The 12770-nt window shown below is 53.9% G+C and carries 15 protein-coding genes; 10 read left to right on the top strand and 5 right to left on the bottom strand.

Annotated features, from left to right (window positions below):
* The 8 genes from AB4N43_RS10600 (at position 1) to AB4N43_RS10565 (ending at position 7734) form a co-directional block, all read left to right on the top strand.
* A complete protein-coding gene (locus tag AB4N43_RS10600; protein ID WP_127929386.1) occupies positions 1-918 on the top strand; it encodes a fimbrial protein in 918 nt (305 codons plus the stop codon).
* Positions 919-938: 20 nt separating this feature from the next.
* A complete protein-coding gene (locus AB4N43_RS10595) occupies positions 939-1430 on the top strand; it encodes a fimbrial protein (RefSeq protein ID WP_127929385.1) in 492 nt (163 codons plus the stop codon).
* Between the two features lies 1 nt (position 1431).
* On the top strand, positions 1432-1953 hold the full coding sequence (locus AB4N43_RS10590; protein ID WP_154946629.1) for a fimbrial protein: 522 nt from the start codon (positions 1432-1434) through the stop codon (positions 1951-1953).
* An 801-nt stretch (positions 1954-2754) separates the two neighbouring features.
* Complete coding sequence (locus AB4N43_RS10585) at positions 2755-4173, top strand: cytochrome ubiquinol oxidase subunit I (protein ID WP_154946628.1); 1419 nt, start codon at positions 2755-2757, stop codon at positions 4171-4173.
* Positions 4174-4176: 3 nt separating this feature from the next.
* Positions 4177-5184 carry a cytochrome d ubiquinol oxidase subunit II gene (gene cydB / locus AB4N43_RS10580; RefSeq protein ID WP_127929382.1) on the top strand — a complete coding sequence of 336 codons (1008 nt, stop codon included), beginning with the start codon at positions 4177-4179 and terminating at the stop codon, positions 5182-5184.
* Positions 5185-5199: 15 nt separating this feature from the next.
* Positions 5200-5361 (top strand): DUF2474 domain-containing protein, encoded by a 162-nt coding sequence (locus AB4N43_RS10575; RefSeq protein ID WP_008041684.1) that lies wholly within the window; start codon positions 5200-5202, stop codon positions 5359-5361.
* 146 nt (positions 5362-5507) lie between these two features.
* Positions 5508-6665 carry a TDT family transporter gene (locus AB4N43_RS10570; protein WP_127929381.1) on the top strand — a complete coding sequence of 386 codons (1158 nt, stop codon included), beginning with the start codon at positions 5508-5510 and terminating at the stop codon, positions 6663-6665.
* Between the two features lie 196 nt (positions 6666-6861).
* Positions 6862-7734: a LysR family transcriptional regulator gene (locus AB4N43_RS10565; protein WP_032832643.1), complete on the top strand. Its 873-nt coding sequence runs from the start codon at positions 6862-6864 to the stop codon at positions 7732-7734.
* Positions 7735-8003: 269 nt separating this feature from the next.
* Here AB4N43_RS10565 and AB4N43_RS10560 read toward each other — a convergent pair whose 3' ends face one another.
* From AB4N43_RS10560 to AB4N43_RS10540, 5 genes are read right to left on the bottom strand one after another with little or no spacing between them, the layout of a single operon-like run.
* Positions 8004-8594: an HvfX family Cu-binding RiPP maturation protein gene (locus tag AB4N43_RS10560; RefSeq protein ID WP_008041676.1), complete on the bottom strand. Its 591-nt coding sequence runs from the start codon at positions 8592-8594 to the stop codon at positions 8004-8006.
* A gap of 12 nt (positions 8595-8606) precedes the next feature.
* Positions 8607-9266, bottom strand: coding sequence for a putative DNA-binding domain-containing protein (locus AB4N43_RS10555; RefSeq protein ID WP_008041669.1), 660 nt, complete (start codon positions 9264-9266; stop codon positions 8607-8609).
* Positions 9263-10096: an MbnB/TglH/ChrH family RiPP precursor modification enzyme gene (locus AB4N43_RS10550; protein ID WP_008041667.1), complete on the bottom strand. Its 834-nt coding sequence runs from the start codon at positions 10094-10096 to the stop codon at positions 9263-9265. The genes AB4N43_RS10555 and AB4N43_RS10550 overlap by 4 nt, the downstream gene beginning before the upstream one ends.
* On the bottom strand, positions 10093-10395 hold the full coding sequence (locus tag AB4N43_RS10545) for a hypothetical protein (protein ID WP_008041665.1): 303 nt from the start codon (positions 10393-10395) through the stop codon (positions 10093-10095). Before AB4N43_RS10545 ends, AB4N43_RS10550 begins: the two co-directional genes overlap by 4 nt.
* Positions 10396-10409: 14 nt before the next feature.
* Positions 10410-11345, bottom strand: a complete 936-nt coding sequence (locus AB4N43_RS10540) for an MBL fold metallo-hydrolase (RefSeq protein ID WP_008041663.1) — start codon at positions 11343-11345, stop codon at positions 10410-10412.
* 610 nt (positions 11346-11955) lie between these two features.
* On the opposite strand from AB4N43_RS10540, the gene AB4N43_RS10535 reads away from it, so the two are divergent.
* Both AB4N43_RS10535 and AB4N43_RS10530 read left to right on the top strand, forming a co-directional pair.
* Positions 11956-12210, top strand: coding sequence for a DUF2790 domain-containing protein (locus AB4N43_RS10535; RefSeq protein WP_460153975.1), 255 nt, complete (start codon positions 11956-11958; stop codon positions 12208-12210).
* Positions 12211-12314: 104 nt separating this feature from the next.
* Positions 12315-12539 (top strand): hypothetical protein, encoded by a 225-nt coding sequence (locus AB4N43_RS10530; RefSeq protein WP_008041660.1) that lies wholly within the window; start codon positions 12315-12317, stop codon positions 12537-12539.
* Positions 12540-12770 lie beyond the last annotated feature (231 nt).

Here is a 12770-nt window from a genome sequence, read left to right as displayed (position 1 = left end):
ATGCGTGATCTGACAATGGGAAAATTTATCTGGATAAGAAAAATCCGGTGCTGCTTTTTAATTGTTTTTTGCAGTCTGGCCAGTCGATACGCTATGTCTGCGGACCCGGTGCTTAGTTTAACTTGCAGCAACACCGAGATGACCGTGAATCTAAAAGAGGTCATTCCACTTAGTCCTTTCCAGACCCGCTTTGCAGGAACTTGCAAAGTCAACTCAATCATTGCGCTAGGTGGATACTACACCCAAGCCCAGCATGGGCAGTCCAACACGGGGCGAGACTTAACGGTAGTGGCGGCGGCAACTGGTTATGACGTGCCCTATGAGAGTGCTCCAGCAAATACTGCTTGTTTTGAACCGGGCAATTGTGACGGGTACCTAGACGTCGGTGATACTCTTTCATACGATTTCATCATCTCTGGGACCACTAGGACCACGCCAGGATTTTATTTTGGAGGGGTGACCTTATATGGAACCGATGTGGCTTTCGCGAGTAAAGTCGCCATCGGGGTGGTGAATTTCGCCTACACGGTTGTTCAACCTACTTGCTCCATCAGCTCAGCGTCCCATCTTGCCCTTGGGTTCGGTGCGCTTACGAGCAACGACTTCGCCTCGTCGCAGCAGGTGGCTGAAATCAGCTTGAGCTGCAGCGCAGCCACGCAGGTCAATGTCACGCTTGTACCGACTCAAAGCGCGGTCAATGGTTCCCCTGGTGTATCCGCAACTACCCTTGACGGTTTATCCATGGCCGCCACATGGGTCGACAGCACCTCTGCCGTTGTCTTTAACACACCGCGCAATTTTGCAATGAACAAGGGTAGCAACCTCATCCAACTTGGATTCCGTCCCAAGCTCAATGCTGGCAGTTCCCCTGTCGGGGATTTTTCCAGCCAGTACACACTGAACATTGTCTATCCCTGATCTTCTAAAGGAACTCGATCATGAAATTGCCTTTCTCGCTGACCGCTGCAGTTGTCGTGATGCTGACCTGCCGGTCTGCACTCGCGATTACCGATACTGTCACCATTAATGTATCTGGCACGCTCACCAGGCCGCCTTGCACGGTGACCAGCAGCAAGACGTTGAGTGTGAATTTCGGCAGCCTGCGTTATGACCAGGTTTCCTCCGCGCCGGTGATCCCAGTGCCCGTTACGCTGACTTGCCCGGCGAACTCTTCTTTGAGTGTCAGCGTCAAGGCATCGGGCGTCATGGCTGGCTCGACCACCCAGGCGGCAACAGACAAGGCCAATCTGGCGTATACGCTGACGCTGAACAGCGACAGCTCGGAAGTTGATATCACAGGGGCAAAACGTACGCTGACCAAGCAAAGCGGCACCGTAGACTTGAGCATGAAGGCAAAGCTCGTTGCGACGGGTGCGCTTACCGAAGGTAATTTCAGTGCTTCGACGATGATCAATATCGAGTACCTGTGATATGTCAACGGTCATCAGGGTGATGCTGTGGGGGACGTTATTGTCTGCGGTCATGCTTTGCTCCACCAAGACCATAGCCGCCGATACCACTCGTCTCGACATCAGCGGCAGCCTTATCAAGCCGCCCTGTACCGCCAATTTTGGGGCGACGCAAAGCGTTGATCTTCCCAGCGTGAGTCTCAACTCATTGAAAATGGGGCTTAACGAGTGGACAGACGTTGCCCTGGGTTTCCAATGTACGCAGGGCAGTAAGGTGCAATTGCGCTTCACTGCCGGCAACGGCGCCTACGACGCCTCTACGTTGCGTACCACGTTGGACAAACTGGGATTGAAAACCCGTCTGAGCGACGTGACAGGCACTGTCCGCGAAGTGGATCTCAATTTTGGCGAGCCACTGACGTTCTTGGTCGAGGCGACAGCGCTGAATCTCAAGCTTTCGGTCAAGCCGGTACTCGGCGTACAGGAGTTACCTGCGGTTGGCAGTTATAACGCAACCCTGATGATGGAGATCGTTTACCTGTAGCGCCAGGCTTTAATTTATGAAATCGGTAGGTCGTTTTTTCCGAGAAACTGCACCTCTTCCCTCCGTTAAAGAACCCTAATGCCGGCGTACACGAAAGAAAAAATGTCCTGAACTTTGTCATAGTTTCGGGCGTCTACGCTTGTCGGCGATTTAACCTCGATTTTTTATACGCACTCCGTTCGCCATACTGCTGAGTTAATCGAGCCTCAATCACCTCATGGGTCATGATTGTCGACAGCTGTTTGTGCCTTGTAGCATCGCCTTGATTAAATGTTGAGTTAAGCGTCATGTTCACGACAGAGATGCCCCGTTAAAAGCCTTATCGGAAAAATCGATAAGGCTTGCCGATAATACGGTAAAAAGCCGATAAGAAAATGACTTAAACTACACAGCTTCACATCAGAAGGATTACTAAAGCGCGTTATCACGCATAAGAAGTATGAGCATCGTACAGGTCGTAGCTGTTCTTAATGGCTTTGCTGAGCTCCATTTCTATAGTTCCTGGAAAAAGCGAACTGTGGGGTTTTATGGAGGGTCAGTTTCGCGTGGTTTAACACTCATTCAAAGACGGAGTCTTTAAGTCAAGACTCACTGTGTTCCAATGAATTGCGTTTTGTATTCAATTCTGGTGGTTGAAGTTTGGTTTATGATCTTTTGCTGATTTAAAAGACTTGAGCCGGCTTATCTTTCGTGGTTCCGCGTGCCATCTCGGCAGAGAAAGTACATCGGTAATGTAGAGCGCAGTCACTTACTTCAAAGTACTGTTGCAGTCATGCTTTATCTGCATATAAGAGGGCAGTTATGTTCAACCTACAGGCATTAGACTTGGCGCGAATGCAGTTTGCATTTACGGTGTCGTTCCATATCCTGTTCCCGGCCATCACCGTCGGTTTGGCGGGTTACCTGGCCGTTCTTGAGGGGTTGTGGCTCAAGACCCGTAACGACACCTACCGTGATCTGTACCACTTCTGGTCGAAGATTTTTGCGGTCAACTTCGGCATGGGCGTGGTGTCCGGCATTGTGATGGCCTATCAGTTCGGTACCAACTGGAGTCGCTTTTCGGACTTCGCCGGTCCCGTCACCGGGACGCTGCTTACCTATGAGGTGCTCACCGCCTTCTTTCTTGAGGCGGGCTTTCTGGGTGTGATGTTGTTCGGCTGGGGCCGCGTCGGGCGCGGACTGCATTTTTTCTCGACCGTAATGGTGTCTCTTGGAACGCTGATATCGACCTTCTGGATTTTGGCGTCCAATAGCTGGATGCAAACCCCCAATGGCTTCGAAGTCGTTAACGGGCAGGTGATTCCGACGGATTGGCTGGCGGTCATTTTCAACCCATCGTTACCCTACCGCCTCGCACACATGTCGATCGCTGCGTTTGTTGCCACCGCCTTCTTTGTCGGTTCATCGGCTGCCTGGCATCTGTTGCGCGGCCGTGATAACCCGGCGATCCGCACCATGCTGTCGATGGCCATGTGGATGGCGTTGATCGTCATGCCCATTCAGATCATGGTCGGTGATATGCACGGCCTGAATACGCTGGAACATCAGCCGGCAAAAATCGCTGCGATTGAAGGGCATTGGCAAAACCGTGGTAACGAACCGACACCGCTGATTCTGTTCGGCTGGCCGGACATGAAAGCCGAGAAGACTAGATTCACCGTCGAAATTCCATACCTGGGCAGTCTGATACTGACCCATAGCCTGGAGAAACAGGTTCCCGCCCTGAAATCGTTTGCCCCTGAAGATCGCCCGAACTCGACCATCGTGTTCTGGTCGTTCCGGGTGATGGCCGGCCTCGGCATGTTGATGCTCTTCACCGGATTGTGGAGCTTGTGGTTGCGCAAACGCGGAACGCTTTACCAGTGCCGCCCCTTTCTGTACTTGGCGATGTTCATGGGGCCGTCCGGTTTGATCGCGATTCTCGCCGGTTGGCTCACCACCGAAATCGGTCGTCAACCGTGGGTGGTGTATGGCCTGTTGCGTACTGCCGATGCTTCCTCAAACCACAGCGTGGCACAGATGAGCCTTACCCTGGTGCTGTTTGTGGTGGTGTATTTCGCGCTGTTCGGTACCGGTTTCGGCTACATGATGCGCCTGGTGCGCAAAGGTCCGAAGACCAACGAAGGCGCAGAAATCAGACACGCAGGTTCTGGTCTTTCCGCTACCGACGACACCGTTGAAGGCGATCACCGCCTTAGCCCGAACAAGAAGGGGAACTGAGTTATGGGTATTGATCTTCCATTGATTTGGGCCGTGGTCATCATTTTCGGCATCATGATGTACGTGATCATGGACGGCTTCGACCTGGGGATTGGCATTCTCTTTCCGTTCATTCCGGGCAAGACCGATCGTGACGTGATGATGAACACCGTCGCCCCCATCTGGGACGGTAACGAGACCTGGCTCGTACTGGGTGGCGCGGCGCTGCTCGGTGCCTTCCCGCTGGCTTACTCGGTGGTATTATCGGCATTATATCTGCCGCTGATTCTGATGCTGTTCGGGCTCATATTCCGGGGCGTGGCCTTTGAGTTCCGCTTCAAGGCCAAAGAACACAAGCGTCATATCTGGGACAAAGCCTTCATCGGTGGTTCGCTGGTCGCCACATTCTTCCAGGGCGTGGCGCTGGGGGCGTTCATCGATGGTATACCGGTGGTCAATCGGCAGTTCGCTGGTGGTGAGCTGGACTGGTTGACACCCTTCAGCCTGTTTTGTGGCCTGGCCCTGATCGTCGCGTATGCCTTGCTGGGTTGTACCTGGCTGATCATGAAAACCGAAGGCAAGTTGCAAGAACGGATGCATAACCTGGCTCGGCCGCTGGTTCTCGTGCTGCTGGCGGTAATCGCTATCGTCAGTATCTGGACGCCACTCACCCATCCCGAGATTGCCGCTCGCTGGTTCATCCTGCCGAACCTGTTCTGGTTCCTGCCGGTGCCGATTCTGGTGCTGATCACAACCTGGTGCCTGCTCAAGGCGGTGGCGCGCAACGCGCACTACACGCCGTTCCTGCTGACCCTGCTGCTGGTATTCCTCGGCTACAGCGGTTTGGGCATCAGTCTGTGGCCGAACATCGTGCCTCCGTCCATTTCAATTTGGGAGGCTGCTGCCCCACCGCAAAGCCAGGGCTTTCTCCTGCTGGGTACCTTGTTCACTATCCCGTTCATCCTGGGTTACAGCTTCTGGAGCTACTACGTGTTCCGCGGCAAGGTTACCCACGAAGACGGTTACCACTAGCAGAGGGCTGCTCCAATGGACAGTAAGACAATTGTTGAACCGGCCGAGCATAAGCCACTACTGCGGCAGAAGTTGGGCTGGATGCTGGTGATTTATGTGGGCAGCGTGGCGGCACTAGGTGTGTTTGCCATGCTGATCCGACTGTTCATGCAGGCGGCGGGGATGAAGTCGCACTGACCAACATTCTGATACTGGATACAGCCTCTTCAAAAAGTCGAGAGTTGCCCGAAGAGGCTGTTCTTTGCCGAACCGCGAAATTGCGATAAGCAACTCACCCAAAAAATGAGCGCACGCTCAGCCACACATACATCAGGAAGATTGTCATGTCGCTTAAAGATCTCGCAACTATCAATGCGGGAGCCAAACCCCTTAGCCATTTGAGTCGACCTCGCGATGCGATACGCCAATTCACGCCGAACTGGTTTGCAGCGACCATGGGCACCGGCATTCTTGCCTTGGCCCTGGCTCAGTTTCCTCTAGCCATCCCTGGCTTGAGGTCCATTGCTGAAGGGCTCTGGATGTTCAATATCCTTCTGTTCTGTACCTTCAGTGCGATGTACATGGCTCGGTGGATCATGTTTTTTGACGAGGCCAAGCAGATCTTCGGGCACTCCACGGTCTCGATGTTCTTCGGCACTATTCCGATGGGGCTTGCGACCCTTATCAATGGTCTTATAGTGTTCGGCGGTGCTCGTTGGGGCTCAGCGGTCATACCGTTGGCTGAGGCCCTATGGTGGATTGATGTGGTCATGGCGCTCGCTTGCGGTGTGCTGATTCCTTACATGATGTTCACCCGTCAAGAGCACAGCATCGATCAAATGACGGCCGTCTGGTTGCTGCCAGTTGTCGCTGCGGAAGTCGCGGCTGCAAGTGGTGGGGCGCTGGCTCCGCACCTGCTCGATACCGGCGCGCAATTTGTTATGTTGATTACCAGCTATGTACTGTGGGCCTATTCGGTTCCTGTCGCGCTGAGCATTCTGGTCATCCTGCTGTTGCGCATGGCGTTGCACAAACTTCCCCACGAAAGCATGGCTGCATCCAGCTGGTTATCCCTGGGGCCTATCGGTACGGGTGCGTTGGGCATGCTGGTCATAGGCAGTGACGCTCCCGCGATCTTTTCGGTGCAGGGATTGCAAGGGATTGGCGAGGTTGCTCAAGGCATTGGCCTGATTTCCGGCATTCTTTTCTGGGGCCTAGGGTTGTGGTGGATGGCAATGGCCACCCTCATCACGGTCCGTTACTTTAAGGCGGGTGTTCCTTTTAATCTGGGGTGGTGGGGGTTTACTTTTCCTATCGGCGTCTATGCCCTCACGACTCTCAAGTTGGGCGCTATTCTGCATTCCATCTTTTTCAATGTTTTTGGCGGATGCTTGGTGTTGGTGTTGGCGGTCCTGTGGTTGATCGTGGTTTCCAGGACGATTGCTGGCGCGTATCGAGGACATCTTTTCGTCTCGCCATGCCTGGCGTCTTTGGCTAAATAGTCAACTCATCAATAGCGGCCTCAGGCTTGCGAGCCTGAGGTCAGCGGCCAACCTGACCTCCTGCATGACCTCTCTTTATTTACTCAGCCTGGGTGCCAAGTGAGTGCTGTTTCATTAGCGCTGACTGCATCGTCCAGATCCTGGAACGTCTGAGTACCCGCCAGCATTCGCTTATAGCCATGATTATTTCCCTTAAATGAACCTTCATCATCTCTTAATCTTTCATACGATTACCAAGACCGGCAGCATCACGGCCTGTGCAAAGGCGTTGCACATTTCGCAACCAGCGTTGTCTCGCGAATTGCGAAAACTTGAGGAGCGCTTCGGTCTAACACTTTTTGAACGCCAACCGCGTGGTATGCGTTTGACGCATGCCGGCGACGTTCTTGCCGGATATGCCGATCGGCTCTTTGATATTGCCAGAACGGCTGACCTAGCAATGAAGGAACTCGAAAGCGCCAAGATTGGGCACTTATCCATAGCGGCGAGCAGCACTATCGGCACCTATGTCTTGCCGCGCGTTCTTGCACGTTTTCGCAATAACAACCCAGGTGTAAAGGTCAGTCTTTTCGTGAATAACACGGAACAGGTTTCTGAAGCCGTTGCAGATATGCGCTATTCGCTGGGCTTTATTGAAGGTCCTTTGCATATAAAAGGATTGACCGCTACCCGTTTTCGCGAGGACGACTTGCTGCCAGTGGTCGCCGCGTGGCACCGGTTGGCCGATGCTACCGCCATTAAACCCGGGGATATCGATGACGAGCCATTGCTGATGCGCGAGGTGGGATCGGGCACCCGCGAATTGGTGGCGGCAGTACTCGAAGACCTGGGTGTGCAGCAAGGATCAATCATGGAGTTTGGCAACACCGAGGCCATCAAACAGGCTGCCATTCATGGTGGCGGTATCGCTTGGCTGCCCTCCATCAGTATCACCGATGAAGTGGCCAATGACGTACTCATCCCTCTACCCTGCGCGCAGCTCACGCTACGCCGAACGTTGAGTATTGTGCGTCGCGCGGCTGTCCCTGATGGGCCGGCCGAGCGCGAATTACTCTCCTTGCTCGGGTGAGCCGGATGAGAGCGCCTTATCAGATGTATGTGCTCGCGCGAATATCATCAATCAAATGGCGTTCTCGTTTCTGTGTCTTTTGGAACTTTGTGAAGAGGCAAAAAAAGGGCTGAGTAGCGAACTCAGCCCAAAGCTAATTAAACGGAACCCACGGGCCCGGCTTGGGTTTAGCTGTTACCCGTCGCCGGCCGTTGATGAAAATGCCTGGTGACATTGACCAAGGGGCTACCTGGCGCGTCCTGAATCGAACCGCCACGCTAGCTATATGGTCACTTCGGCCAACGCGGGAAGATCTTGGCCAGCCAATGGTCTGCGCTGACATAGCGACCTGCGCCATAGAAGAACAGCACCATAATCATGATGGCGTAGGTCACCGTGAATTCGATGCCGTTGTTGAGGATTATTGGGTCACCCAATTCCGTTACATAGTTGAAGCGGCCCGGAAAGGATTGTTGCAGCCAAGTCATGAGACCACTGAGCCGCATACTGGCTTCGGTGGATTTGTCGGCAATCGCGGCCCAGCCGTGGGACCAATGGACAGCCAGACCGGCGACGGTCATCAATATCGCCAATGGGATAGTGACGATGCGGGTGAACAGACCCAGGGCAATGCAGATCAGTCCTGCTACTTCGGTTCCCGTAGCAAGCGTGGCCATCAGCGTGGGCAAAGGCATGCCGAGACCGCCTTGAGCCGCTGGAGTGGCGAACCACTCGACCAGTCCACTGAAACCGGTAACTTTGGCGTGGGCGCCCTCGTAGAGGGTCGGCAGCAGATACAAACGGATGGAAAGGAGCGCTACGAAATCCAACTTTTTGGACTTTTCGAGGCCGCGATTCAGAAGTGCGATCAGTTTAGCCATGGTGATGCCTTACTATTCGTGGTGTGAAGTAATGAGTTCGTGCGCAAGCGCGTGGGTGAACCAGTGTGCTGACTCTTGTGGCGATATGAGCCGCTCGCCGTCTGTGAAGGAGGACAGTTCTGCGATGTCGTGATTTGAAAGCCTTTGCGTCATGACCCTATGGTCGAATGTGCGAAAGATGGCATAGGCATAAGGCGCATCGTGGTTTAGCAGTGCCTGCGCCGCATGTTGGTCGTCCGTATGCAGATCAAAGGGAGTGGCCAGCCATCGCACGGTGGGGTTGAGGTAAACATGGGTTGGGCGACGCGCCTCCTGTCCATCGGGATAGGGGACTGGGGTCTTATCGACCTCTACGTCAAACAGCATCCATTCGTACTCGATAAGGGGCCGCCCGATACCTGGCGGCAGGCGCGGCTGCATGAAGCGGACAAACTCGGTCGCAAGGTGAATGAATTCGGCCCGCGTTGCGCCAAAGCATTTGTAAAATGCGTCGATATCCTGGCGCAGGCGCTCGGCACCGCGATGTTGGGTAAACCGTGGGAACATCGTGGTGACTAGCTCTTGCGCGTTCACCCGGACCAACTCTCCATACGGGCCGAGATCACCGCGGCGAACGGCCTGACACCGACGCTCTGCTTCGCTGGTGACCTCTGGTGCGATGCGAACGTTCATTGCAGTTTCCCGGTCGAGCCGGTCATGGCCTCATGGATGCCGCGCAGTTCCTCACATAGCTCGTCAAGGCTGGGTATATTGTTGTCGCGCTCCAGCACAATGGGCTGCTCACCGAACCGATGAACCGCATAGGCACCCAGATTAAGCACGGCGACCGAAACGTCGGTTCCATGGGTATCCAGGACCCGCTCTTGAGGACCATTATCCAGATGGCCGGCAACGTGAAAGTAAGTCACCGCATCCGTTGGTAATGCATCTATGAATGCGTGCGGATCGAATCCGTGATTGCGCGAGTTCACATACGCATTGTTGACATCCAATAGCAGCCCGCAGCTTGAGGCGTCGATCAGCCGAGCGATGAATTCGGTCTCGGCCATCTGCCCCTCCTCATCGTAGTAGTAGGAGATGTTCTCCAGCGCGATACGCCGGGACAGGTAATCCTGCACTGCCTTGATCTTATCGACCATCAGCTGCAGGCTGGCCTGCGTGCGACTTACCGGAATCAGCTCGTAAAGGTAGCCGCGGCTATCGCGTGACATGCTGACGTGATCGCTATAGATCGCAATGTCGTAGTTGTCCAGGAAGGTCTTCACTGCGCTCAAGTAATTCATATCCAGCGGTTGTGCGTCGCCGATGGACAGGCTCAAGCTGTGTGCAACCATTGGATATTTATCCGCGATGGCGTCGAGTTGTTCCATGCTCTCTCCACCCAACCCCATCCAGTTGTCGGGTACGACTTCCAAAAAGTCGAAGTCATTCCGGATGGGGCCGTTGGCGAGAGACGAGGCAAACTCACGTCGGAGCCCAAGCCCTCGTCCTTGGATGATCATTGGCCACAAACCCCTTCGGAGAGCTTCTTCTGGGTCGTTTCGGCGATGTCGTAACCCTCAGCGGTCAGGCCACATTTACCGTCACGTGTGCGGACCAAGCGACCCTGTGGGTCCTGACTGAGTTTGGCCTGGCCGTAGATCTTCTCGGTGCCGCACTTACCGCTGGCACACTTGCCACCACCCGTGGTGGTCTTGGCAGTGGCCGGTGGTGGGGTTTCACCGGCGTGAGCCGGCTGGCTGATGACGGCGAGCGAGGCGAGCGAAGCTACGGCGATGGATAGTGCGAAGGTGTGTTTCATTGGATGCTCCTGAGTCATGGCATTTCGAAGCGCGACAGATCACGACCTGCGTAAACCGGGCCGTGGTAGTAGCGTTTGATAATTTCGACGTTGCTATCCTTATTCTTCAAAGACTTACCCATGAAGTGATTGAGGATGAGCATTTTGGGATTGACGGCTGCGGCAATCTTGCCAACGACCGTGGGTGTTGCATGGAGGAATTTAGAGGTGTCGTCGGCATCGTCATCGATGGCAGCCGGCATAACCAAAATGTCAGCGCCCTTGGCAAAGTCGACGAACCCGGCACGGCTGCCGTTCTGATCCGCGGAGATCACGATCGTGCCGCACTTGCCTTCGATGCGAAACGCCAGGGTCGGCACATCACCGTGCGGAATGCCGTACGCATAAACCTTAACCTCGGCGTCTTGATAAACGAGGGAGGCTTTCTCGGCGTGGCGATCCACGTTGATAATCGGGCTGACCTTTAGATTCAGCCCATCACTGCCATCATGCAGACCCTCGAGATAGGCAAACGAGCCCGTCTTGGCAGCAAACGTGTCATGGAAGAATTCCGTCATGCTCGGGAATGAGTCAGATCCATCCGGACCGACCAGTGCGGTTGTGTGGCCCGAGGCCATAAAATACGCGCCCTTCAAGATGGCGGGTAAGTCGACGCTATGGTCTGTGTGGAAGTGCGAAATGCCGATGAAGTTCAGGTCTTCCAATCGGGCATGCGCCTGACCAAAGCGCAGGTACGTACCACCGCCAGCGTCAATGAGCAGTCGCGACTTTCCATCAATCCAGACTATCTCCCCCGATGATGCACGAGCGTCGTCAGAGATTGGGCCACCAGAACCGAGCAGTTGAATGCTCATGGAATGCGATGTGTCACAGCTAGTTGTAGCGGCGAATGCACCGCAGGAGAGTGTCGCCAAGCTAAGAGCGGTGGCGATTCGCAAGATTTTTTTCACAGTGAAGCTCCAAGCGGACTGAAGTGGAATGTGCGGGTCACCGAGTGGTGCCAAGCAGCACCAATGAGGTGTGACACATCGTCATCGACAGCTGACATATGCACCATTGCTTGTTTTTGATAGGTCGCATGCCTTTTTGGTATGCATTAAAGGCGATGTTGCCGCGTAGGTAGATTTCACACTCTCGTTGGGCAGGGGGACGCAAGCCATGCCGATAGGGCATGGCGCACATGCGAAAAATGTCATCTTGCATGTCGGGTGAAAGTGGAAGAATGAATTCGAATCAATCACCGACCCATCCGCATTACTTGCTAATGGAAATACCATGGTCATTTCTCGTCCCTTTTTTCGCGCTGAACTTGTCTCTGGAGGTCGTTCCCCCGTTCACCCCGATGGGGGATCAGACTGTTCTAGGCGGTATCTCAATTGTGAGTGTCCGGCTCATTAGCCCGATACACATCTCATGCAGTTACGCCTCATGAATCTTAAGGTGGGGCGAGATTGCACTATAACTTTGTCATTGTTCTGTTCGTAGATTATTTGTGTCGGATTAGTTGCTGTAGGCTAATTATCAGCTAATAAGAAACTAAACAAATAGAGAGGTAATTCAATGAAATTGTTTATGCTTGGATTTGCTGCCTTGCTCACCAGCGGTTCAGTTTTTGCCGATACTACCGAGAACTCACCGGTGATCCACGATAAGACTGGTTTCTATGTTTCTATGGATATCGCAAAAGTCATATCAGTTACTGATATCTCGGGCCAGTGCGGTGTGATTCCCGCACGTCTCGATTACTTGGACCATCAGGGGCGGGAGCATGTTTTGGACTATCTGGTTCAAGGAGATTGCCCGAACGAAAACTGATGATCACTAAGCGGTCAATTAATAACGACACTTCCTAAAGTGCCATTCATAAATTCATATAGCCCAAGCGGCACCCTCCGTTATTACCTCAGGAAATTTATTCTATGAAACTGTCCACCCTTGTCATGGCCGGCCTATTGTCCGTCATATCTGTCTCTGCCTTTGCCGAAGACGGTTCTGACCGGGCCCGCGCCCGTTGGGAGGCGTTCCAGGCCAGCCAGGTGGAGGCCCATGCTGAAGCCGCGCAAAAGGCCTTGGCAGCCCAGACCAAATACAACGATTCCTCTGCAGCAGGCACTATTGAACAGAAGCAACAGCCCGATATCTGATCATTCGAACCGTTCCCGACATTCACTTCTTTTATACTCGGCTAACTTGGATTTGGTGTTTAATTTAGCGCGCGATAATACGGGCGTTTATTGTTTGTGCGCCAGGCATTGCGCGTTGCGCGTTAGCGCAACCAGCTTAGCTGTGGTAGCCCCGCTGGTGACTTGGTGGTGAAACTCTCTGCACTCCCGGCAAGGGGAAGAAGCCAGAGGCAAGGGTGTCGCGGGTGACTG

Source organism: Pseudomonas sp. S2_B07 (assembly GCF_054668435.1).
The sequence above is the reverse complement of the archived record's forward strand: the minus strand, read 5'-3'. Positions and strand labels throughout refer to the sequence as shown.

Bases quoted from the DNA above. Each gene is read 5' to 3' on its own strand.
- AB4N43_RS10600 (WP_127929386.1), top strand. From the start codon at position 1: ATGCGTGATCTGACAATGGGAAAATTTATCTGGATAAGAAAAATCCGG.
- AB4N43_RS10595 (WP_127929385.1), top strand. From the start codon at position 939: ATGAAATTGCCTTTCTCGCTGACCGCTGCAGTTGTCGTGATGCTGACC.
- AB4N43_RS10590 (WP_154946629.1), top strand. From the start codon at position 1,432: ATGTCAACGGTCATCAGGGTGATGCTGTGGGGGACGTTATTGTCTGCG.
- AB4N43_RS10585 (WP_154946628.1), top strand. From the start codon at position 2,755: ATGTTCAACCTACAGGCATTAGACTTGGCGCGAATGCAGTTTGCATTT.
- cydB (WP_127929382.1), top strand. From the start codon at position 4,177: ATGGGTATTGATCTTCCATTGATTTGGGCCGTGGTCATCATTTTCGGC.
- AB4N43_RS10575 (WP_008041684.1), top strand. From the start codon at position 5,200: ATGGACAGTAAGACAATTGTTGAACCGGCCGAGCATAAGCCACTACTG.
- AB4N43_RS10570 (WP_127929381.1), top strand. From the start codon at position 5,508: ATGTCGCTTAAAGATCTCGCAACTATCAATGCGGGAGCCAAACCCCTT.
- AB4N43_RS10565 (WP_032832643.1), top strand. From the start codon at position 6,862: ATGAACCTTCATCATCTCTTAATCTTTCATACGATTACCAAGACCGGC.
- AB4N43_RS10560 (WP_008041676.1), bottom strand. From the start codon at position 8,594: ATGGCTAAACTGATCGCACTTCTGAATCGCGGCCTCGAAAAGTCCAAA.
- AB4N43_RS10555 (WP_008041669.1), bottom strand. From the start codon at position 9,266: ATGAACGTTCGCATCGCACCAGAGGTCACCAGCGAAGCAGAGCGTCGG.
- AB4N43_RS10550 (WP_008041667.1), bottom strand. From the start codon at position 10,096: ATGATCATCCAAGGACGAGGGCTTGGGCTCCGACGTGAGTTTGCCTCG.
- AB4N43_RS10545 (WP_008041665.1), bottom strand. From the start codon at position 10,395: ATGAAACACACCTTCGCACTATCCATCGCCGTAGCTTCGCTCGCCTCG.
- AB4N43_RS10535 (WP_460153975.1), top strand. From the start codon at position 11,956: ATGAAATTGTTTATGCTTGGATTTGCTGCCTTGCTCACCAGCGGTTCA.
- AB4N43_RS10530 (WP_008041660.1), top strand. From the start codon at position 12,315: ATGAAACTGTCCACCCTTGTCATGGCCGGCCTATTGTCCGTCATATCT.